Genomic DNA, 19,821 nt, shown 5'->3' with positions numbered 1-19,821 from the left:
CTCCAGGCGCTCGTCGCGCCCACGCCGCAGGCGCAGCCGCGGCGTACGGTCGTCGGCTGGGACGGCGGGCGCCTCGCCATGATCCTCGCCGTGCTGGAGGCGCGCTGCGGCATTCCCTTCGCCGGCCTCGACGTCTACCTGAACGTCGCCGGCGGGCTGAAGATCTCCGAGCCGGCGGCCGATCTGGCGGTCGCCGCGGCACTGCTGTCCGCGCGCGAGGGCGAGCCGCTCGCCCATGACACGGTCGTCTTCGGCGAGATCAGCCTCTCGGGCGCCCTGCGCCCGGTCAGCCAGACGGAAAACCGGTTGAAAGAGGCGCGAAAACTTGGTTTCACCTCGGCCATCCTGTCCGAGGGGGGCAAGAGCGCGCCGAGCGGCGGCCTGACGCTGACCCGGATGGGCCAGCTGGCCGATCTGGCGGGCGGGACATTCGGCGCCGGGTGAGACGCCCGGGGGCGGGACGGGCAGAGGACAGGCAGGGGAACGGGCAGCGCGCATGGAGGGGTTCACCATCATCGACGGCGTGGTGGCGCTCGTCGTCGTCGTTTCGGCGCTGCTCGCCTACGCGCGCGGCTTCGTGCGCGAGGCGCTGGCGATCGCGGGCTGGATCGCCGCGGCGGTGGTCGCCTTCGTCTTCGCCCCGCAGGCCACGCCCCTCGTCAAGGAGGTTCCGGGCCTCGGCGGCATCCTCGCCGACAGCTGCGAGCTTTCGGTCATCGCCGCCTTCGCGGTCGTCTTCGCGCTCGCGCTCCTGGTGGTCTCGCTCTTCACCCCGGTCTTCGCCTCCGCCGTCAGGCGCTCGGCCCTCGGCGGCCTGGATCAGGCGCTGGGCTTCCTCTTCGGGGTGGCGCGCGGCGTTCTGGTCGTGGCGCTGGCCTATTTCCTCTATGAGACGGTGGCCGCCGCGCAGCAGATCCCGATGATCGACGACAGCCGCTCGGCACAGGTGTTCTCGGATCTCGCCGCGCGTCTCGACGCGCAGAGCGACCCGGACGCGGCGCTGGGCTGGATCACGCGGCAGTATGAACAGCTCGTGGGCGTTTGCGATGCGCCTGCCTGACGGCAGGGCGAGTTTCGTGATCCCTTGGTGACACGGCGGTCCCGAGCGCTTATGTGAAAAGGGCAACAGCCTCCACAGATCCGGAGCCCCGTCGGCATGCCCGACCAGCCCCCTGCCTTTCGTGCCCATCCCTTCGACGACGACAAGCTCCGCGAGGAGTGTGGCGTCTTCGGGGTGCTCGGCGCCACCGACGCGGCGAGCTTCGTCGCCCTCGGCCTGCATGCGCTCCAGCATCGCGGGCAGGAGGCCGGCGGCATCGTCACCTACGACGCCGAGCGGGGATTCAACTCCGCCCGGCGCTTCGGCTACGTGCGTGACACCTTCACGTCGCAGGACGTGATGCAGACGCTGCCCGGCAGCCTCGCCATCGGGCATGTGCGCTATTCCACCTCGGGGTCGAAGGGGCCGGCGCAGATCCGCGACGTGCAGCCCTTCTTCGGCGAGTTCTCGATGGGCGGCGCGGCGATCGCGCACAACGGAAACATCACCAATGCGCAGGCGCTCCGCCGCGAGCTGATCGAGCGCGGCTCGATCTTCCAGTCGTCCTCGGACACCGAGTGCATCATTCACCTGATGGCCCGCTCGCTGCAGAAGGGCATCCCCGAGCGGATGGAGGATGCGCTGCGCCGGGTCGAGGGGGCCTTCTCCATCGTGGCGATGACGCGCACCAAGCTCATCGGCGTGCGCGATCCGCTGGGCGTGCGCCCGCTGGTGCTGGGGCGCGTCGGCGACGGCTGGGTGCTGAGTTCCGAGACCTGCGCGCTCGACATCATCGGCGCCGAGCTCGTGCGCGAGATCGAGCCGGGCGAGATGGTCGTGATCACCGAGGAGCACGGCGTCGAGAGCCTGCGGCCCTTCCGCCCCGTGCGCTCGCGCTTCTGCATCTTCGAGCACGTCTATTTCTCGCGCCCCGATTCGATCATCGGCGGGCGTTCGGTCTATGAAACCCGCCGCCAGATCGGGGTGGAGCTCGCCCGCGAGGCGCCGGTGGAGGCCGATCTCGTCTGTCCGGTTCCCGACAGCGGCACCCCCGCGGCGATCGGTTACAGCCAGGAATCGGGCATTCCCTACGCCATGGGGATCGTGCGCAACCAGTACATGGGCCGCACCTTCATCGAGCCGACCGAGCAGATCCGCAACATGGGCGTGCGGCTCAAGCTCAACGTCAACCGCGCGCTCATCCGGGGCAAGCGGGTGATCCTCGTCGACGACTCGGTCGTGCGCGGGACCACCTCGCGGAAGATCAAGGAGATGATCCTCGACGCGGGCGCGGCCGAGGTGCACTTCCGCATCGCGAGCCCGCCGACCTCATGGCCCTGCTTCTACGGTGTCGACACGCCGCAGCGCGAGAAGCTTCTCGCGGCGAGCATGTCGGAGGAGGAAATGCGCAGCCACCTCGCGGTCGATTCGCTGCGCTTCATTTCGCTCGACGGACTTTACCGCGCCGTCGGCGAGGCAGGGGGGCGCGACGCGAGCGCCCCGCAGTACTGCGATGCCTGCTTCTCGGGCGAGTACCCTGTGGCGCCGTCCGACATGATCGAGCAGGGCTTCGCGATGAAGGCCGCCGAATAGACACCGGCGCCTGACAGGCGCCGAACGCCCCGTCGAAGCCGGTGTTGGCATCGGCGACCGGCCGGGGCCGATCAGAGCTTCTACAGGGTGGAGAGTGCGGCGGGCGGCCGGGCCTCAGGCCCAGCGCGCGTAGCCCCAGAGCCCGAGGAGCGCGGCGAGCCAGAGCAGGTGCGCCCAGTCGAGCCAGGCCCAGCGCCGCCCCGGCGCGACGCCCGCCGCAAGCAGGAGCACCGAGGCAACGAGCGGCACGGCCATGCCGCCGCCCGCGTTGCGCACGAAACCGGCCGCCCCGACCAGCGGCGCGCCGGGCAGCAGCGCGGCGAGCTTCACTGCCACGGCGGCCAGCGCCACGACCAGCGCCGCCGCCGCGAGCGCCCGGCAGGCGCCGCGCGCCACGATCGCCCGGAGCGCGGCCAGCACCACCAGACCTTCCAGATAGACGGTCTGCCGGAAGCCGATGAAGGCGAGGAGAACGGGATCGGGCTCCAGAAATTCCATCAGCGCACCGCCGCGATGGGGCCGTCGGCACGGCCGTGAATGAACTGTTCCACGTAAGGGTCGCCCGAACGGTCGAGCGCGTCCACCGGTCCCGTCCACTGGATCACGCCGTCGTGCAGCATCGCCACCTGATCGGCGATCTCGCGGACGCTGCCCATGTCGTGGGTAATGGCGACGGCGGTCGCGCCCATCTCGGTCACGATCTCGCGGATCAGCTCGTTGATGACGCCGGCCATGATCGGGTCGAGGCCGGTCGTCGGCTCGTCGAAGAAGATGATCTCCGGATCGGCGGCGATGGCGCGGGCCAGACCGACGCGCTTCTGCATGCCGCCCGAGAGCTCGGCGGGGTAGCTGTCGGCCACGTCCGGCGAGAGCCCGACGCGGCGGAGCTTCTCCACCGCGATCTCGCGCGCCTCCGCCCGGGGGCGCTTCAGCGCGCCGCGCAGGAGGCGGAAGGCCACGTTCTGCCAGACGGGCAGCGAATCGAAGAGCGCCGCGCCCTGAAAGAGCATCCCGAAGCGCGCGAGAAAGGCGTCGCGGTCGCCCGCGCGCACGTCGCGCCCGTCCACCGTGATGCGCCCTGCGTCGGGGGCGACCAGCCCGAGGATGCACTTCAGCATCACCGACTTGCCGGTGCCGGAGGCGCCGATCACCACCATCGAGGTGCCGCGCGGCACCGAGAGGTCCACGCCCCTCAGCACGCGCGTTTCGCCGAAGCTCTTGCTGACGCCCCTGAGCTCGATCATGCCGCGAAGAAGACCTCCGTCAGGATGTAGTTCGCGGCGAAGATCAGCACGCTGGCCGAGACGACCGCCTGCTTGGTGGCGCGGCCGACGCCCTGCGCGCCGCGGCGCGAGTGCATGCCGTGATAGCAGCCCATCAGCGCCACGATGAAGCCGAAGGCCGCGCCCTTCACGAGGCCCGAGGTGACGTCCCATGTCTCGAGAAAGCTCACCGTGTTCTCGAGATAGGCCGCCCCGTTGAAGTCGAGCCGCGCGACGCCCACGAGCCAGCCGCCCATGATGCCGACCGAATCGCCCACCGCGACGAGCACCGGCACCGCGAGCGTGGCGGCCAGCACGCGCGGCGCGGCGAGGTATTTCATCGGGTCGGTCGAGAGCGTCACCAGCGCGTCGATCTGCTCGGTCACCTTCATGGTGCCGATCTCTGCGGCGATGGAACTCGCCACCCGCGCGGCGACCATGAGCCCGCCGAGCACCGGGCCGAGCTCGCGCACGATGCCGATGGCGACGATCTGCGGCACCACCGCCTCGGCGTTGAAGCGCGCGCCGCCGGCGTAGATCTGCAGCGCCAGCGCGCCGCCGGTGAAAAGCGCGGTCAGTCCCACCACCGGCAGCGAGAGCCAGCCGATCTGAACGAGCGCCTGCGCGAATTCGCGGGCGTAGAACGGCGGGCGCAGGATGTGGCTCACCGCTGCGAGCGCGAAGAGCGCGACGCGCCCCACCTCGCCCAGCAGGCGCAGCACCGCCCGCCCGAGCGCGCCGAGAGGGGCGAGTGCCCTCATCCGCCCGTGTAGCGCCGCGCGTAGCGGCCCTGTCCGAGCGCGGTCAGGATCTCGTAGCCGATGGTGCCCGCATGCGCGGCCAGATCGTCCACCCCCTGCTGCGCGCCGAGAATCTCCAGCGTCTCGGGATCGGCGTCGAGATGCGTGACCTCCACCCCGATCAGGTCCATCGAGATGCGCCCGCGCACGGGGCATGGGGTCTCGCCGGCATGGAAGGCCAGATGCGGCCCCATGATGCGGTGCAGCCCGTCGCCGTAGCCCCCCGCGACTGTGGCGATGCGCGCGGGCCGCTCGGCGATCCAGGTCATGCCGTAGCCAACGCTCTCTCCGGGCGCGACGTCGCGCGTCTGGATCACCGGCAGGCGCAGGGTCACGACCGGGCGCGCGTCGGCGAAGGGCAGGCCGCCGTAGACGCCGATGCCGGGGCGCGTGAGATCGAAGTGAAAGGCCGGGTCCATCAGGACGCCCCCCGTCGCGGCGAGCGAGCGGGGCGCGTCCAGCCCCTCGGTCATCGCGCGGAAGGCGGCGAGCTGGCGGGCGTTCATCGGATGCGCGGCGTCGTCGGCGCAGGCCTGGTGGCTCATCACCAGACGCGGGGCGGGGAGGCTGGCGCGGACCTCGGCCCAGTCGGCCGGCTCCATGCCGAGGCGGTTCATCCCTGAATCGAGTTGCACGCCGCAAGGCGCCTCCGGCGCGGCCTCGAGGTGGCGCGCGACCTGCTCGGGGGAGTTCAGGAGCGGGACAAGCCCCGCCTCGCGGATCGGCGCGGCGTCGCCCGCCATGTGGCCGTTGAAGACGAAGATCTCCGGCCCCGCGCCGAGGGCCGCGCGCAGCGCCGCGCCTTCCTCGGCCTGGGCGACGAAGAAACGCCGCGCGCCCGCGCGTGCGAGCGCGGTCGCCACCGGCGCGAGGCCGAGGCCGTAGGCGTCCGCCTTGACCACCGCGCCGGCCTCGCCGGCCGAGCGGTCCGAGAGGGCGCGCCAGTTCGCCACCAGCGCGTCCAGATCGATGATGAGTTCCGCTTGCGCCATGAGGTCTAATTCGCAGCCCTGCGCCCCGCGTCAAGCCGAATCCGGTCGCTTGCCGCGTCGCGCGGGCCCGGCTAAGCCCGGAGCATGACGCAGGAACCGCCCTTCGCCGGCTGGCGCGACGAGCTCGGGGTCTTCGCCCTCGCCGTGCAGTTTCTTACGCGGCTGCCCGTGCCGCACGACCTTCCGTTTTCGGAGGGGCGGCTCCTCAGGGCCACGCGGTATTACCCCGGCGTCGGGCTGATCGTCGGCGCGATCGGGGCGGGTGTGCTGCTGGGGGCCGGGGCGGTGCTGCCCTGGCCGGTGGCGGTGCTTCTCTCGGTGGCGGCGACGGTGGCGGCGACCGGGGCCTTTCACGAGGACGGGCTGGCCGACGCGGCCGACGGGTTGGGCGGCGGGCTGACGCGCGCGCGCGCGCTGGAGATCATGCGCGACAGCCGCGTGGGCACCTATGGTGTCCTCGCGCTGGGCCTGACGCTGGCGCTGAAGGTGGCGGCGCTCGCCGCGCTCGCGCCGGGGCAGGCGGCGGCGCTGGTCCTCTTCGGTCACGCGATCAGCCGTTACGCGCCGGTGGCTGTGGTCGCGCGGGCCGAGTACGCGCGCGAGCAGGGCGCCAAGTTCACCGCGCCCTCGGTCTCACCGTCCGGCGACCGTGTCGCGCTGGGCACCGCGGCCGCGGCGGCGCTGGCGCTGGCGCTCGTGCTCGGGCCGGGGGCGACTATCGCTGCGCTCGCAGCAGGCGCGCTCCTCGCCGCGCTCCTCGCGCGGCGGGTCCTCGCCCGTCTCGGCGGCTACACCGGCGACTGCCTCGGCGCGACGCAGCAGATGGCCGAGCTCGGTCTCTATCTCGGGGCGCTGGCATGGCTCTGACGCTTCTGCGCCACACCACGCCCGCGGTCGCGCCCGGCACCTGCTACGGGCGCACGGATCTCGCGCTCGCCGAGAGCTTCGAGGCGGAGGCCGAGGCGGTGCTCGCCGATCTGCCCGAGGTCGCGCATGTCCTGACGAGCCCGCTCACGCGGTGCCACCGGCTCGCCGAGCGGATCGCGGCGGCGCGCGGCCTGTCGGCCGAGATCGTGCCGCTCTGGACCGAGATGGATTTCGGCCGCTGGGAGGGCGTGGCGTGGTCCGAGCTGCCGCGCGACGAACTCGATGCCTGGGCCGCGGATTTCTATCACGCCCGCCCGCACGGCGGCGAGAGCGTGGCCGAGCTGCGCGACCGGGTGGCGGCGGCGCTCGATCAGGCGCCGGCGGCCCCCGCGCTCGTCGTCACGCACATGGGGGCGATCAAGGCGGCGCTGCACCTGCGAGGCCGCGCCGATGGCTGGGAGCACACGGTGCCCTTCGGCACGCCGGTGCCGCTTCCGCCTCAGGGCTCGCCCCAGGTGCGGCGGTAGCGGTCCCAGGTCTTTTCGCCCACGAGGCAGTCGACCCGCTCCGGGCCCGGCGCCTCGGCCCGCCAGACGCGCGCGTCCGGCCCCGCGATCTCCAGCACGAGCTTGCGCTTCACTGCGTCTGGAAAGGCGTCCCAGCCGTGCACCGGCAAGACGAAGGCACCCGGCCCGCCGACGACGCAGTCCTCGTAATAGATGTCGAGATCGGCGATGTCCCAGATGGCGAGCTCTTCCTCGGGCGTCATCAGCGGCAGGCCGTTGATGGTGATGCCCTCCGCCACCACCGCGTCGCGCGCGGCGAGCACCGGGCGGCCCTGATTGTTCGGCCCGTCGCCCGAGATGTCGATGACCTGCCGCAGCCCGTGAAACCCGTTGTCCCCGAAGCTCTCGGCGGCATGGAGGAGCGCGCCGGAGATCGAGGTGCGCCGCATGCCCGGCGCGGTCTGCGCGCCGATGCGCGCGGCGAAACCGGCGGCGTCCTCGGCGCTCTCGATCAGGGTCCAGTCGACGATGCTGCGCTGGGCGGAGGCGCCGGCCCATTCGACGTATGTCATGGCCACCCGTCCGATCATGCCGCCGGTGATCGCCGCGACCACCTCCTCGGAGCGCAGCGCCGCGGCGTAGCCGCGCCGCTGCGTCTCGAGCTCCTCGGCCGACATCGACCGCGAGACGTCCACCGCGAGGACGAGCTCCAGATCGACCTCCAGCCCGTCGGGCTCCCACGCCGGGGCGGCGAGGGGCAGGAGGGCGAGGCAGGCGGCGAGGCATCCGCGCATGACCCGATTACGCAGGGGAAAGCCTGCGCTGTCCAGTCACAACGCCGGGAGCGGGGCCGGATCAGAAGCCGCCGCCCTCCTGCTGCCATGGCTTGGCGAGGTTGCCGAAGCGGGTGAACTTGCCCTCGAAGCTGAGCTCCACCGAGCCGATCGGGCCGTGGCGCTGCTTGCCGATGATGACCTCGGCGCGGCCGTGGAGCTTCTCCATCTCCTCCTGCCACTTGGCCATCGCGTCGAGATCGTGGTCGCCCGGCTTCTCGCGCTCCTTGTAGTACTCCTCGCGGAAGACGAACATCACCACGTCGGCGTCCTGCTCGATGGATCCCGATTCGCGCAGGTCGGCGAGTTGCGGGCGCTTGTCCTCGCGGTTTTCGACCTGCCGCGAGAGCTGGCTGAGCGCGATCACGGGCACGTCGAGTTCCTTGGCGATGGCCTTGAGGCCCTGGGTGATCTCGCTCACCTCGTTCACGCGGCTGTCCTTCGCGGTGCCGGGGCGGACGAGCTGCAGGTAGTCCACCATGATCAGGTCGAGCCCGTGCGTCCGCTTCAGCCGCCGTGCCCGCGCGGCGAGCTGGGCGATGGGCAGCGCCGGCGTGTCGTCGATGTAGAGCGGGCAGGCCTCGAGCTCGCGCGCGGCGGCCGCGAAGCGCTGGAACTCCTCCTCGGTCAGGTCGCCCTTGCGCACCCGTTCCGAGGGGATCTCGGAGGCGTCCGACAGCACGCGCGTGGCGAGCTGTTCGGCGCTCATCTCGAGGCTGAAGAAGCCCACCGCGCCGCCCTCGACCGCGCCCTCGCTCCCGTCGGAGCGCGCGCCGCGCCGGTAGGCGCGCGCGACGTTGAAGGCGATGTTGGTGGCGAGCGACGTTTTGCCCATCGAGGGGCGCCCGGCGAGGATCAGCAGGTCGGACTTGTGCAGGCCGCCGAGCTTCGAATCGAGGTCCACGAGGCCGGTGGCGATACCGGCGAGCTGCCCCTTGCGCTGGTGCGCGGCCACCGCGACCTGCACGGCCTCGAGCGAGGCGTTGAGGAAGGACTTGAAGCCGCTGTCGGACTTGCCCTGCTCGGCGAGGCGGTAGAGTGCCTGCTCGGCTTCGACGATCTGCTCGCGCGGCTCGCGGTCCACCTCCATCTTGGCGGCCTTGGCCGAGATGTCGCGGCCGAGCCCGATGAGTTCGCGCCGGATGGCGAGATCGTAGATGAGCTGCGCGTAGTCCTTCGCCGCGTAGCCCGCGATCGCCGCGCCGGCGAGCCGGGCGAGATAGGCGGGGCCGCCGAGCGCCTCCAGCCCCTCGTCGCCCTCCATGAAGGTCTTGAGCGTGACCGGCGTGGCGAGCGCGTTCTTGGAGATGCGCGCGGCCGCGATCTCGAAGATGCGGGCGTGCACCGGGTCGTAGAAATGCTGCGGTCCGACGATCGCCGCGACCCGGTCGAAGATGTCGTTGTTGGTCAGGATCGCGCCGAGAAGCTGCTGCTCCGCCTCGACCGAATGCGGCATCGTCTCGGGCGCGTCGATCTCCGCCCCGGCCGGGTTGAACCCCGCGAGCTCGTTCATGGCTGACCCCTTCGTCCTGGTCCGGACCGCATAGCCCCGAGCGTCCGACCGGGGCAAATTGTATAAGCTGTGGACAGGCTGTGGATCATGATGCCCCGCGATCTTGCGGGCAGGGCATGCGCAACGTCAACATCTGGCAGGGTGGCGCGCGGAGTGTGTCGCTTGCGCCACAGTGGCGCGGCTTATCCCCCGCGGGCCGCCTGCCAGGCCTGTGGCGCGTCGAGGAAGGCCGCGACCTCGTCCAGCGTGGCCGCGGGAAAGGCGTCCTGCGCGCGCGCTTCGGCGAGGACGTCGCGCCAGGTGGTCAGCGACAGGAGCCGCACGCCGGCTTCCTCAAGCTTCGCCTCGCCCTCGGGGAAGATGCCGTAGGCGAAGATCACCGCCGTGTAGGCGCATTCGCCCCCCGCCTCGCGAATCGCCTCGACGAAGGACAGCTTGGAGCCGCCGTCGGTGGCCAGATCCTCGATCAGCAGCACCCGGTCGCCCTCGTTCAGCACGCCCTCGATCCGGGCGCCCCGCCCGTAGCCCTTGGGCTTCTTGCGGATGTAGGCCATGGGCAGGCCGAGCCGCTCGGCGATCAAAGCCGCGAAGGGAATGCCGGCCGTCTCGCCCCCCGCGACGACGTCGAAGCGCTCGAACCCAGCCTCGCGCAGCACGGTGGCGGCGAGGTAGTCCATGAGCGCGGCGCGCACGCGCGGGAAGCCGATGAGCCGCCGGCAGTCGATATAGGTGGGCGAGGGCTTGCCCGAGGCCAGCGTGAAGGGGGTGTCGGCGTTGAAATGCACCGCCTCCACCTCCAGCAGCATGCGGGCGGCGAGGCGGGTGATCTCCTCGGGCGGGGGCGCGGTGGTGATCATCGGGGTCTCCTCGAAGGGCTCGGTCCGCCCTCGCGGGCGTCCTCGCAGCGAGGACACCCGCGAGGGCGGACGCGCGGTCAGGCGCGCAGGCGCCAGTGCAGCGGAAAGCCGGGGTCGAAGACGGTGACGGGGCCATCGCCCGTCTCGACGCGGGCGGGCGGGGCGGCGGCCTCGCCCTTCTCCAGCGTCACCGTCTCCTCGTTCACGGGTAGCCCGTAGAAACCGGGGCCATGGCGCGAGGTGAAGCCCTCCAGCCGGTCGAGCGCGCCCTCGGCCTCGAAGACCTCCGCCAGCACCGGCAGCGCCACCGGCGCCGTGAAGATGCCCGCGCAGCCGCAGGCGGTCTCCTTCGCGGCATCGACATGCGGCGCGCTGTCGGTGCCGAGAAAGAAACGCGGATCGCCCGAGACCGCCGCCTCGCGCAGGGCCTGTCGGTGCGTCTCGCGCTTGGCCACGGGCAGGCAGTAGTAATGCGGCCGGATGCCGCCGGCGAGGATGTGGTTCCGGTTGATGACGAGGTGGTGCACCGTGATCGTCGCGCCGAGGTCGCGCTCGGCGCTCTTGACGTAGGTGACGGCGTCGGCGGTGGTCACATGCTCCATCACCACGCGCAGGCCCGGCGTCGCGCGGCGTATCGGGTCGAGCACCCGTTCGATGAAGACGGCCTCGCGGTCGAAGATGTCGATGTCGGGGTCCGTCACCTCGCCGTGCACGCAGAGCGGCACGCCGGCCTCGGCCATGCGCTCCAGCACGCCGCGCACGCGGCCGAAGTCGCGCACGCCGGAGGCGGAGTTCGTGGTGGCCCCCGCGGGGTAGAGCTTCACCGCCGTCACCAGCCCCTCGGCATGGGCGCGCACCACGTCCTCCGGGTCCGTCTCCTCGGTCAGGTAGAGCGTCATCAGCGGCGTGAAGCGCGCGCCCTCGGGCCGCGCGGCGAGAATGCGGTCGCGATAGGCGGCGGCCTGCGCGCCGGTCACCACCGGCGGCACGAGGTTGGGCATCACGATGGCGCGGGCGAAGGCGCGCGCGCTCGCGGGCAGAACGCCCTTGAGCGTCGCGCCGTCGCGCAGGTGCAGGTGCCAGTCGTCGGGGCGGCGGATATCCAGCGTCGTCGTCATGCGCTCGCGCTTAGCCCATCGCCGCGCAGCGCGCCAGTGTCGGGCCAGTGCCGCGGGGGCGATTGCCAGCCGCCCGCCGCTGCGGCAGAACGCGGCCCGCGCACCGAGGGAGAACGCCCATGCTCTTCACGCTGATCGTCGCGGGGGTCGCGGGCGCGGCCACGCCATGGATCGAGGGTCAGGTCGCGGAAGCGCTGCGCCGCATGCTCGGCCCCGCGCGGATGCCCGATGCGGCCGGGCAGCGCGTCGCCGCCTTCGCCGCCGCGCTCTTCGGCGCCGCGGTCTTCCTCGTGCTCGTGATGGACGAGGTCTCGCCGGTGCTGGTGATCCTCGGCGGCACGCTCGGCGCCTTTCAGGCGGAGATTCGCGGCGCGCTTGCGGACCGGCGCGGCTAGGCCGTCTCGCCGAGCATCGCGTCGAGACGCTCCATCCGGCGCGCGAATCGTGGCGCCGAGAGACGCGCCGCGACATTGCGGCAGACCCGCCAGGCGAGCCTCAGCCGCCCGCGCTCCTCCGCGCGGGCGAGCAGGCGGCGCAGGTAGGGCACATGGTCGCGCCGCGCGCGCATGAGTTCGTAGAAGAGCTCGCGGTCGAGCACCCCGTCGCCGGCCGCGGCGAGCAGCGGCGCGATCAACCCCATCCCGATCAGGTCGCCCTGGATCGCGCCGCCCATGTTGCGCAGGCGCAGGCGCTCCACGTTGTCGCCCTGAAAGAGCGCGGCGTGCATCGCGTCGAGCTGCTCGTGCGGGTCGTAGATCAGGAACATCTCGATCGCCGCGTCCACCATCGCGGGGGCGTAGCCGTAGCGCTCGGTGAAATCGGTGCGCCGCATCTCGACGAAGCGGTCGTCCCATTCCGCGAACTCGGGGTCGAGCGTGGCCTGCGGCTGCACGGCGATCACGCTCGCCCCCGGCGCGGCGACCGAATAGGCGGCGGCCGCGTAGCCACAGGGCCCCGCGCCGTAGAAGACCACGCGCTCGAAATCCTCGAAGAAGGCCTCGTCGATCAACCGGTCGACGTAGTCGTACACGTCCCGGTCACGGAACCAGGTGTCGCCCTGCGCCATGAGGCAGAGGTGCGACCAGCCGTGGTCGCGCACCATCTGCCAGCCGAGCGGCTCCTCGCGCTCCGACAGGGCGCGCGTGCCCTCGACCGTCTCGAAGGTGACGAGCAGCGTCCCGCCGTGGTCGATGTAGCTCGCGATATGACGCCGCCCCAGCACGGCGAAATGGCCGTTCTCGACGGTTATCTCGGCCATCCTGTCCAGCCATTCGGCCCGCTCCAGTCCGGTCAGCGGGCGCGAGTCGAGGTCGGGGGCGTCCTGCATCCCTTGTCTCCGTTCGGGCGATCCTTGGCGCGTTCCGGGGAGATAGTACCGCATTGGGGCAAAATTGCGCGGGAAACGGCCTCTTAGTATGGCGCGTTCCGCGCGCGGTCGCGGTCGCCTGCGCGCCGGGCGTGCGCCATCAGCCTGAGCGCGATCTCCCGCGGGACGGGGCGCGAGGGCGGCGCCGCGAGCAGCCGGCCCATCAGGTCGCGGGAGGGCTCCGTCGCCATCAGCTCGGCGAAGCGCGCGCGGCGCCATGCGACCGCCTCGGCGTGCAGCGCCGCGAGGCGCGCGTCCGCCGCCAGTTCGGCGCGGATCGCCGCCGTGGCCGGGGCGAGGGCCGCGATGCTCCGGTCGTCCTCGGCGCAGAGGTTGCGCTCCACCCAGTAGTCGAGGCCGAGCCGGTCGCCCGCGTGCACCGCGCGTCCCCGGGCGGCCTTCAGGACGAAGCTCTCCATCGCGCCGAGCGCGTAGTGGTTCATCTGCGCAAGTCCGAAATTGGGCCGCCCGAAATCGGAAAAGACCCGCCGCGTGCGGAAGCTCCCGGGCAGTTCGCGCCCGTGCCCGTCGAACCAGCGGGCCGCCTCCACCCGCGCCGGATCGGGCGCGCGGGGCCGGTGGACGCCGGGCTTCGCGTAGGTGGCGTCGTTGCGGTAGAGCGTCTTGAACATCGCCGCGCGCCAGGGCCACCAGATCACCTCGGGCGCGGCGCGGGTGAACTGCTCGGTCACCGGACGATCCTCGTAGGCCACCACACCGCAGTTGCCGAAAAGCCGCCAGGTGAGCGTGATCGCCGTCGCCTCCGGCAGCGCGGCGATCAGGGCGGGCAGGGTGCGATCGCCCACGTGCACGTTCACGAACTCGTCGATGTCGAGCGGCAGGATCCAGTCGGCGGTGCGGGTGATCGGAAGCTCCGCGGCGCGGTTGAGCGCGGTGAACTGCACGCCCTGCCGCGCGTGCGGCGGCGGGTTGCGGTGATGCTCCACCCACCCGAGCTCTGCCAGCCGGTCGAGCATGGCGTCGGTGCCGTCGGCGCAGTCGTTCGAGAAGACGAGAACGTCCGTCACCCCCGCCGCCCGGTGATGCGCCAGCCAGTCGAGGAGGAAGGCTCCCTCGTCGCGCACCGTGAGGATGGCGAGAATGCGCATCACCAGCCCTTGCGGAAGGCGACGACCTTCCGTTCCGAGGCGCGCGGGAAATAGGTCAGCCCGGCGCGCTGCATCGCGTCGAAGACCGCCTGCACGCCCGTCTGCCCGATCCACTGCGGGTGCAGTTCCACCACCGCCGCGCGCAGCCCGGACCAGTCGCCCGCCGGCAGGAGATCGGCCTCCGCCCCCTCGATGTCGCAGACGAGGACATCCGGCCGCACCTCTGCCAGCACGTCCGCGAGGCCGCGCACCGGCACCGCGACCGTCTCCACCACGCCGCCGGCGGCGTCCCGGTCGAGCGAGGAGGCGAGGAAATCCTCCCGGACGTGGAAAGGGCGCGGCGGCCCGGCCTCCGGAGCCAGAAGCGCGTTCTCGACGGAGGCGATCGTCACGCCGTTGGCGCGGTGCACCTCCGCGATGAACGGCAGAAGCGCGGGGTTCGCCTCGAAGCTGGTGATCGCCGCGGCCTTCGTCTGCGTGGCGATGAGGGCCGACATGTAGCCGATCCCGGCGCCCAGTTCGAGCACCCGGTCGCCCGGGCGCACCATGCGCAGCACCGCGTCGCTCTCCTTGCGCTCGTAGGTGCCGGCACGCAGGTTGCGCCGCGCCCGACCCGTCAAGACGCGCGCGTCCTTCGGGATACGCACCCCGCGGGAGGTGATGGTGCCCTCGGTCCCCTGCGCCCCCACCTCAGCTCTCCATGTCGAGGGCGAGCGACCACGCCGCGCGCTCCGCGCCGGTGAGCCGGGTGGCGCGCGCCTCTTCGTAGAGCGCGCGGAACTCCGGCGTCGCGCGCAGCGCCGCCGCCCGCTCCCGATGCCAGGCGAGGCCGCGCGCGTGCAGCCGCGCCACCTCCGGGTCGGCCATCAGCCGGTCCACTTCGGCGCGCAGCCGGGGCAGGTTGCGCTGGATCGTCAGGTCGGTCGCGTCGGACCAGTCCATGCGGATCCAGTAGTTGAGCCCGATCTGCCGGTCCACGTGCAGCGCGCGCCCGCGCTCGCGCTTGACGAGGAAACTTTCCGCCGAGCGCAGGGCGTAGTGGTTGAGTTGAAGCAGATCGTAGCCGACGCTGCGCCGCGAGCTGCGCCAGCCGTCCCGCGCGAGCTCCGCGGTGATGTCGGCGCCCGACCCGTTGACCCAGCGCACGCGCCCCTCGAACTCCGGGGCGAGCTTGTTGGGCCGGTGGCAGGACATCCGCGCGTAGGCGCCGATGTTGCGGAACATGGTCTTGAAGCCCCAGACGGTGTGCGGCTTGGGGCAGAAGCGCGGCGCGCAGCGGGTGAACTGCTCGATCACGAAGCGATCCTCCAGCCGCGCGACGCCCGAGTGCCCGAACAGCCGCCAGGTCATGGCGACGTTGGTCGCCTCCGGCACGCGCGCGAGAAAGGCGTCGAGCGTGCCGTCGCCGCAGCGCACGTTGACGAACTCGTCCACGTCGATGTGCAAGAGCCACTCGGCATCCTGCACCACCGGCTCCTCGAGCGCGCGGTCGAGCGCGTGCTGCTGGGGCGAGTTGCCCTGCCAGTCGTCGTTGGCGCGGTGGCGCACCACGCCCATCTCCTGAAGCCGCGCGAGCAGCGCGTCGGTGCCGTCCTCGCAGCCGTTGGTGTAGATCAGGAAGTCGTCCACCCCGATCGCGCGGTGGTAGGCGACCCACTCCACGACATAAGGGGCTTCGTTCTTCATGCAGGCGACGATCACCCGCCCCGTGCTGCCCTCGGGTGGCCTGCGCGGGGGCGCCGGCGGATAGGGCGGCGCCTGCTCGTCCTCTTTCACGCGGCCGAACCGGTCGTGCGGCGCGAAGGGGCCGCCCAGAAGCTGCGCGAGCTTCGCGCGCGCCTCGGGCGGCAGGCGTGTTGCGTCCTCTGCGGGCGCGGCCTCCGCCGCGCGGGCCTCCCTCGTGGCGCGGTCGATGCGCGGGCGGAAGGCAAGCAGGTACTGCGTCGCGCGGAAGCCCTCTCCCGGGTCCGCCTCCGCCCATGGCGCGGCCTCCGGCGGGGGCGCGAGCGCGGCGGGATCGAGGCCGTGCGCGGCGGCCACCTCGGCGGTCGCGGCAGCGAGGCGGCGCGAGACGGGCGCAAGGCTGCCGGGGTCGATCGCCGGCCCCCCGACCGCGATTTCCGCCAGCATTCGCCGCCAGAGCTGGCGCGGGATCACGGCGTCTTTCACCTCGATGTAGCGCAGGAAGAGCGCGTTCATCGCCCGTGCGCGGGCGAGCCATGCGGCGGCGGGCGGCGCGGGCCGGGCCTCCGGCGCCGCCTTGCCGGTCAGGCGCGCGAGCCCCAGCGTCGCCGCCACCTCCGCCATCGCCTCGGCGCCCGAGAGCCGGGCGGCGTCCACCGCGCGCAGGCGCAGCGGGCCGAAGACCGCCTCCCACTCTGCCGTGAAGCGCGCCAGATCGAGCCAGTGGGGTGGTCCCTGCACCTCCGGAAAGAGGGCAAGGTCCGGGTCGGGCGCGGGCGCGGCGGCGCGGGCCTCCTCCCACCAGTCGCCCTCGGGCCGGGCGAGCTCCTGCGAGAGCGGCCGCGCGCGCCCGTCGAAGACCTGCATCGCGTAGTGCCGCGCGAGCATCCGCGCCGGCGCCTCGACATGCGCCACCACCTCGATCCGCTCCGAGAGGGGCGCGAGCAGGGCGCGCAGCCGCGCGAGCTCCGCGCGCCGGACGAGCCGCTGCCCGAGCTGCCAGGCCGACAGGACGAGCACCTCCGGCTGCGCCGCCGCGACCTCCCGCGCGAGGCCGGCGGCGAGCGCGTCGCGCAGGCCCGCCTGCGCCTCCGCCGGGCCGAAGCCCCGCTGCGCGCGCAGCATATCCACCCGGTCCGGGTCGCTCACCGCCATGCAGAGGCGCGTGTGATTGTTCGCGCCCGGGCTCTTCGGCAGCAGGATGCCGCGGCGGGCGAGGCCCTGACGCTTCGCCGCCATGACCCGGCGCAGCCGCTCCACCGCCCAGGGGTCGAGCCCGACGTGCAGGACGATCCGCATCAGCCCGCCGCCCGTTTCGCGTTGGCCCGGCCCCACCAGCCGATCTCGACGCCGAGATGCGCCGAAAGCCGCCCGGCCGCGTCCGGCGCGCCCACGTCGAGCTCGAGATAGGCCTCGGACCCCTCGAAGATCCGCCGCAGGAAGGCGTAATGCGCCTCGATCCAGCGCGCGCGCTCGTCCTCCGCCCGGCCGTAGCCCTGCGGCAGGCCCGGAATCGCGTAGTGCGGCAGCCGGTCGAGCATGTTCGACCACCCCGCCATGGAGGCGCAGATATCGGCCGTCGGCCGCCGCGTGGCGACGAAACGCAGCCCCGGATGATGCCTGCGCGCCGCCTCGATCAGGCCGAAATCCGTCTGCGGCCAGAAGTTCACGCCGCGGCGCATCACGCTCGTCTCCGAGATCGCGTCGAAGCCCGCGAAAAGCGCCAGCGGATCGCCGGACCCGAAATAGCCGCGATACATCAGGTCGCCCACGAAGGCGCCGTGCAGTGCCGCGTCCGCGGTCTGGCGCGGGCGGATGCGGTGATCGGCGACACGCCAGCCCGAGGCGGCGAGCGCCTTGTTGAAGGTCGTCGTGCCCGACTTGGGCAGCCCGAGGTTGACCACGCGCACCGCGCTCACGCCGCGCCCTCCAGCCCGAGCTCGGCGATCAGCGCTCCCTCGCGCGTGCTGATCCGCGGCGCGGCGCGCAGGCGCGCGCGCAACGCGCGATACTCGGCCTGCTCCAGAAGCGCGGCAATCCGCGCGCGGTGCGCGGCCACCGCCTCCGCATGGCGCGCGCCCACCTCGGGCAGCGCCTTCAGCGCCGCCATCTCGCGCTCCAGCGCCGGCAGATGCCGCAGAAGGCTCGCCTCGGCGCAGGCGTCGTCGTCGCGGTCGCGCCAGTAGTCCACGTCGAAGGCCCGGTTCCTGCGGTTCACGTCGCCGCGGTCCACCTTGACGAGATAGCTCTCGAGCGATCGCAGCGCATAATGGTTGAGCGTGGCATGCCGGCGCGCGCCCTTCGCCGGGATCTTGCGGATGCGCCGGGCCGTCGCGGCGTCGAGGAACGCCTCCGGCACCGGCCGGCCGGCGCCGTCGGTCCAGCGCGGCCGCGCCTCCGGCGCGAGGCCCCGGCGCAGGAAGGGCCGGTGTGCGCCGAAGTACCGAAGCGGAAAATCCCGCCGCACCAGCGTCTTGACCTCGATCGCCGTCTCCCCGCACCAGATGTCCGGGTCGTGCGTGCGCGTGAATTGCGCGACCACGGGCCGGTCCTCGAAGCGCTCGACGCCCGCGTTGGCGAAGAACCGGAAGGAGACCGAGATCGCCCGCGGATCGCCGCAGGCCGCGACGAGCGCCGGGATCGTCCCGTCACCCGCGTGGATGTTCAGGAACTCGTCCACGTCGGCGATCCAGACCCAGTCCGCCGCGCGCACCGCCCGCGCCCGCGCGGCGGCCTTCAGCGCCTCCATCTGGTAGCTGCGGCCCGCGGCCGGGTTGGGCAGGTGGCGCACCACGCCTTCGGCCGCCAGCGCGTCCAGCAGGCGATCCGTCCCGTCGGTGCAATCGTTCGAATAGATCAGGAAATCGGTCACCCCGATCAGCCGGTTCCAGGCGATCCACTCGATCAGGAACGGGCCCTCGTTCCTGACGCAGGTCACCGCGGTCACGCGCATCTCGCTTCCCTCGCGCCGGTCGCCCCGCCGGCCCGTCCGCCGGCCTCGGGGATCCGGCTAACAGCCGATCATGCCCGAAACATGGCCGCACCAAGGCGACCGGTCAACGCGGCACGCTTGACCCGGTGCCCGCCCGCGTGCCCTTCTCTGCGCCGAGGAGGAGGAGGCGCATGACGACACCCGGCTCGATCGACGACGTTCAGGACCTGCTCGCCGGGGAGGGCTACGTCTGCGGCCGCGCCCTCGCCACGGTGGTCTTTCTCGGCCAGCGGCTCGGCCGGCCGCTTTTCCTCGAAGGCGAGGCCGGCGTCGGCAAGACCGAGATCGCCAAGGCGCTCGCCGCCGGGCTCGGCCGGCGTCTCATCCGGCTGCAGTGCTACGAGGGGCTCGACGCCGCCTCCGCCGTCTGCGAATGGAACTTCCCCGCGCAGATGGTCGCCATCCGCACCGCCGAGGCGGTGGAAGGCACCGACCGCGAAACGCTCACCGACGAGCTCTTCTCCGAACGCTTCCTGATCCGCCGCCCCCTGCTCGAGGCGATGTCGCCCCAGCCCGGCGGCGCGCCGGTGTTGCTGATCGACGAGCTCGACCGCACCGACGCGCCCTTCGAGGCCTTCCTCCTCGAGGCGCTCTCGGATTTCCAGGTGACGGTCCCCGAGATCGGCACCATCCGCGCGCCGGAGCCGCCGATCGTCGTGCTCACCTCCAACCGCACGCGCGAGGTGCACGACGCGCTCAAGCGCCGCTGCCTCTACCACTGGGTGGACTACCCGGAGTTCGACCGCGAGATGGCGATCCTGCGCGCCCGCGTCCCCGAGGCCTCCGAGGCGCTCTCGCGCGAGGTCGTCGCCTTCGTGCAGCGCCTGCGCACCGAGGACCTCTTCAAGGCCCCGGGCGTGGCGGAGACCATCGACTGGGCGAAATGCCTGCTCGCGCTCGACGTGATCGCGCTCTCGCCGCAGGTGATCGCCGACACGCTCGGCGCGGTGCTCAAGTATCAGGACGACATCGCGCGGCTCCAGGGCTCCGAGGCCGCGCGCCTGCTCGAGGAGGCCCGCGCCGAGACCGCGCCGGCATGAGCGCCGCGCGCGCTCTCGTCCCCGCTCCGCGCCGGCGTCCTTCCGGCGGAGGCGGGTGCGGCCCTTGCGCCGATCGGTCGAGCCCCGGACGCGCGCGCCGCCGCGCTCGCGGGCGCGGCGACCCGACCCATCCTCCGTCCCGCGCCGGGTCTTCTTCTTGGCGAAAATATCCCGGGGGAGTCCGCCGCAGGCGGACGGGGGCAGCGCCCCCTGCCACCGTCGCCCTCGGCGCCGCCGCGTGGTCTCCTCTC

Annotated in this window: 21 protein-coding genes; 7 read left to right on the top strand and 14 right to left on the bottom strand. The window is 72.4% G+C overall.

Annotated elements, in window-relative coordinates; genetic code table 11:
- From ACESL7_RS03120 to purF, 3 genes are all read left to right on the top strand, one after another.
- On the top strand, positions 1-444 hold a 444-nt coding region (locus ACESL7_RS03120), incomplete at its 5' end, for a magnesium chelatase domain-containing protein (protein WP_372891355.1).
- Positions 445-496: 52 nt separating this feature from the next.
- The gene (locus ACESL7_RS03115) at positions 497-1,060 is read left to right on the top strand and encodes a CvpA family protein (RefSeq protein ID WP_372891353.1); all 564 of its coding nucleotides are present in this window, start codon (positions 497-499) and stop codon (positions 1,058-1,060) included.
- A 96-nt stretch (positions 1,061-1,156) separates the two neighbouring features.
- Positions 1,157-2,632, top strand: a complete 1,476-nt coding sequence (purF, locus tag ACESL7_RS03110; protein WP_372891351.1) for an amidophosphoribosyltransferase — start codon at positions 1,157-1,159, stop codon at positions 2,630-2,632.
- Positions 2,633-2,746: 114 nt separating this feature from the next.
- Here purF and ACESL7_RS03105 read toward each other — a convergent pair whose 3' ends face one another.
- From ACESL7_RS03105 to alr, 4 genes are read right to left on the bottom strand one after another with little or no spacing between them, the layout of a single operon-like run.
- A complete protein-coding gene (locus ACESL7_RS03105) occupies positions 2,747-3,130 on the bottom strand; it encodes a hypothetical protein (protein WP_372891349.1) in 384 nt (127 codons plus the stop codon).
- On the bottom strand, positions 3,130-3,876 hold the full coding sequence (locus ACESL7_RS03100; RefSeq protein WP_372891347.1) for an ABC transporter ATP-binding protein: 747 nt from the start codon (positions 3,874-3,876) through the stop codon (positions 3,130-3,132). Before ACESL7_RS03100 ends, ACESL7_RS03105 begins: the two co-directional genes overlap by 1 nt.
- Entirely contained in the window at positions 3,873-4,655 is a 783-nt protein-coding gene (locus ACESL7_RS03095; protein WP_372891345.1) for an MlaE family ABC transporter permease, read from the bottom strand. The genes ACESL7_RS03100 and ACESL7_RS03095 overlap by 4 nt, the downstream gene beginning before the upstream one ends.
- Positions 4,652-5,686: an alanine racemase gene (alr, locus tag ACESL7_RS03090; protein ID WP_372891343.1), complete on the bottom strand. Its 1,035-nt coding sequence runs from the start codon at positions 5,684-5,686 to the stop codon at positions 4,652-4,654. Before alr ends, ACESL7_RS03095 begins: the two co-directional genes overlap by 4 nt.
- An 84-nt stretch (positions 5,687-5,770) precedes the next feature.
- On the opposite strand from alr, the gene cobS reads away from it, so the two are divergent.
- Positions 5,771-6,553, top strand: coding sequence for an adenosylcobinamide-GDP ribazoletransferase (gene cobS / locus ACESL7_RS03085; RefSeq protein ID WP_372891341.1), 783 nt, complete (start codon positions 5,771-5,773; stop codon positions 6,551-6,553).
- Positions 6,544-7,080, top strand: coding sequence for a histidine phosphatase family protein (locus ACESL7_RS03080; RefSeq protein ID WP_372891339.1), 537 nt, complete (start codon positions 6,544-6,546; stop codon positions 7,078-7,080). Before cobS ends, ACESL7_RS03080 begins: the two co-directional genes overlap by 10 nt.
- Here ACESL7_RS03080 and ACESL7_RS03075 read toward each other — a convergent pair.
- From ACESL7_RS03075 to pyrC, 4 genes are all read right to left on the bottom strand, one after another.
- Positions 7,053-7,853, bottom strand: a complete 801-nt coding sequence (locus tag ACESL7_RS03075) for a DUF1194 domain-containing protein (RefSeq protein ID WP_372891337.1) — start codon at positions 7,851-7,853, stop codon at positions 7,053-7,055. The two genes, ACESL7_RS03080 and ACESL7_RS03075, sit on opposite strands and share 28 nt — an antisense overlap.
- A gap of 61 nt (positions 7,854-7,914) precedes the next feature.
- Entirely contained in the window at positions 7,915-9,405 is a 1,491-nt protein-coding gene (locus ACESL7_RS03070) for a replicative DNA helicase (protein WP_372891335.1), read from the bottom strand.
- Between the two features lie 182 nt (positions 9,406-9,587).
- Positions 9,588-10,262, bottom strand: a complete 675-nt coding sequence (locus ACESL7_RS03065) for an orotate phosphoribosyltransferase (protein ID WP_372891333.1) — start codon at positions 10,260-10,262, stop codon at positions 9,588-9,590.
- 77 nt (positions 10,263-10,339) lie between these two features.
- Positions 10,340-11,380, bottom strand: coding sequence for a dihydroorotase (pyrC, locus tag ACESL7_RS03060; RefSeq protein ID WP_372891331.1), 1,041 nt, complete (start codon positions 11,378-11,380; stop codon positions 10,340-10,342).
- A gap of 119 nt (positions 11,381-11,499) precedes the next feature.
- Between pyrC and ACESL7_RS03055 the strand changes: the two genes are divergently transcribed.
- Positions 11,500-11,775: a hypothetical protein gene (locus ACESL7_RS03055; RefSeq protein WP_372891329.1), complete on the top strand. Its 276-nt coding sequence runs from the start codon at positions 11,500-11,502 to the stop codon at positions 11,773-11,775.
- Here ACESL7_RS03055 and ACESL7_RS03050 read toward each other — a convergent pair.
- The 6 genes from ACESL7_RS03050 to ACESL7_RS03025 all read right to left on the bottom strand — a co-directional run bounded on the left by ACESL7_RS03050 (position 11,772) and on the right by ACESL7_RS03025 (position 18,491).
- Positions 11,772-12,707 carry a phosphoadenosine phosphosulfate reductase gene (locus ACESL7_RS03050; RefSeq protein WP_372891327.1) on the bottom strand — a complete coding sequence of 312 codons (936 nt, stop codon included), beginning with the start codon at positions 12,705-12,707 and terminating at the stop codon, positions 11,772-11,774. The genes ACESL7_RS03055 and ACESL7_RS03050 overlap by 4 nt on opposite strands.
- Before the next feature lie 83 nt (positions 12,708-12,790).
- A complete protein-coding gene (locus tag ACESL7_RS03045; RefSeq protein ID WP_372891325.1) occupies positions 12,791-13,855 on the bottom strand; it encodes a glycosyltransferase family 2 protein in 1,065 nt (354 codons plus the stop codon).
- Entirely contained in the window at positions 13,855-14,544 is a 690-nt protein-coding gene (locus ACESL7_RS03040) for an FkbM family methyltransferase (protein WP_372891323.1), read from the bottom strand. The genes ACESL7_RS03045 and ACESL7_RS03040 overlap by 1 nt, the downstream gene beginning before the upstream one ends.
- 1 nt (position 14,545) lies before the next feature.
- Positions 14,546-16,837, bottom strand: coding sequence for a glycosyltransferase family 92 protein (locus tag ACESL7_RS03035; RefSeq protein ID WP_372891321.1), 2,292 nt, complete (start codon positions 16,835-16,837; stop codon positions 14,546-14,548).
- The gene (locus ACESL7_RS03030) at positions 16,837-17,457 is read right to left on the bottom strand and encodes a sulfotransferase family protein (RefSeq protein WP_372891320.1); all 621 of its coding nucleotides are present in this window, start codon (positions 17,455-17,457) and stop codon (positions 16,837-16,839) included. Before ACESL7_RS03030 ends, ACESL7_RS03035 begins: the two co-directional genes overlap by 1 nt.
- Entirely contained in the window at positions 17,454-18,491 is a 1,038-nt protein-coding gene (locus ACESL7_RS03025) for a glycosyltransferase family 2 protein (protein WP_372891318.1), read from the bottom strand. Before ACESL7_RS03025 ends, ACESL7_RS03030 begins: the two co-directional genes overlap by 4 nt.
- A gap of 170 nt (positions 18,492-18,661) precedes the next feature.
- On the opposite strand from ACESL7_RS03025, the gene ACESL7_RS03020 reads away from it, so the two are divergent.
- Complete coding sequence (locus ACESL7_RS03020) at positions 18,662-19,570, top strand: AAA family ATPase (protein WP_372891316.1); 909 nt, start codon at positions 18,662-18,664, stop codon at positions 19,568-19,570.
- Positions 19,571-19,821: the final 251 nt, after the last annotated feature.

The sequence above is a fragment of the Rhodosalinus sp. genome (genome assembly GCF_041685465.1).
Taxonomy (GTDB): Bacteria; Pseudomonadota; Alphaproteobacteria; order Rhodobacterales; family Rhodobacteraceae; genus Rhodosalinus.
This window is presented reverse-complemented; position numbering and strand designations above follow the sequence as displayed.

What these genes read in the sequence shown, in the direction of transcription:
- alr (WP_372891343.1), bottom strand. Translation starts at nt 5,686, where the DNA reads ATGGCGCAAGCGGAACTCATCATCGATCTGGACGCGCTGGTGGCGAAC.
- ACESL7_RS03075 (WP_372891337.1), bottom strand. Translation starts at nt 7,853, where the DNA reads ATGCGCGGATGCCTCGCCGCCTGCCTCGCCCTCCTGCCCCTCGCCGCC.
- ACESL7_RS03065 (WP_372891333.1), bottom strand. Translation starts at nt 10,262, where the DNA reads ATGATCACCACCGCGCCCCCGCCCGAGGAGATCACCCGCCTCGCCGCC.
- ACESL7_RS03050 (WP_372891327.1), bottom strand. Translation starts at nt 12,707, where the DNA reads ATGCAGGACGCCCCCGACCTCGACTCGCGCCCGCTGACCGGACTGGAG.
- ACESL7_RS03105 (WP_372891349.1), bottom strand. Translation starts at nt 3,130, where the DNA reads ATGGAATTTCTGGAGCCCGATCCCGTTCTCCTCGCCTTCATCGGCTTC.
- ACESL7_RS03070 (WP_372891335.1), bottom strand. Translation starts at nt 9,405, where the DNA reads ATGAACGAGCTCGCGGGGTTCAACCCGGCCGGGGCGGAGATCGACGCG.
- ACESL7_RS03115 (WP_372891353.1), top strand. Translation starts at nt 497, where the DNA reads ATGGAGGGGTTCACCATCATCGACGGCGTGGTGGCGCTCGTCGTCGTC.
- ACESL7_RS03035 (WP_372891321.1), bottom strand. Translation starts at nt 16,837, where the DNA reads ATGCGGATCGTCCTGCACGTCGGGCTCGACCCCTGGGCGGTGGAGCGG.
- pyrC (WP_372891331.1), bottom strand. Translation starts at nt 11,380, where the DNA reads ATGACGACGACGCTGGATATCCGCCGCCCCGACGACTGGCACCTGCAC.
- ACESL7_RS03080 (WP_372891339.1), top strand. Translation starts at nt 6,544, where the DNA reads ATGGCTCTGACGCTTCTGCGCCACACCACGCCCGCGGTCGCGCCCGGC.
- ACESL7_RS03100 (WP_372891347.1), bottom strand. Translation starts at nt 3,876, where the DNA reads ATGATCGAGCTCAGGGGCGTCAGCAAGAGCTTCGGCGAAACGCGCGTG.
- purF (WP_372891351.1), top strand. Translation starts at nt 1,157, where the DNA reads ATGCCCGACCAGCCCCCTGCCTTTCGTGCCCATCCCTTCGACGACGAC.
- ACESL7_RS03020 (WP_372891316.1), top strand. Translation starts at nt 18,662, where the DNA reads ATGACGACACCCGGCTCGATCGACGACGTTCAGGACCTGCTCGCCGGG.
- ACESL7_RS03095 (WP_372891345.1), bottom strand. Translation starts at nt 4,655, where the DNA reads ATGAGGGCACTCGCCCCTCTCGGCGCGCTCGGGCGGGCGGTGCTGCGC.
- ACESL7_RS03055 (WP_372891329.1), top strand. Translation starts at nt 11,500, where the DNA reads ATGCTCTTCACGCTGATCGTCGCGGGGGTCGCGGGCGCGGCCACGCCA.
- ACESL7_RS03045 (WP_372891325.1), bottom strand. Translation starts at nt 13,855, where the DNA reads ATGCGCATTCTCGCCATCCTCACGGTGCGCGACGAGGGAGCCTTCCTC.
- ACESL7_RS03025 (WP_372891318.1), bottom strand. Translation starts at nt 18,491, where the DNA reads ATGCGCGTGACCGCGGTGACCTGCGTCAGGAACGAGGGCCCGTTCCTG.
- cobS (WP_372891341.1), top strand. Translation starts at nt 5,771, where the DNA reads ATGACGCAGGAACCGCCCTTCGCCGGCTGGCGCGACGAGCTCGGGGTC.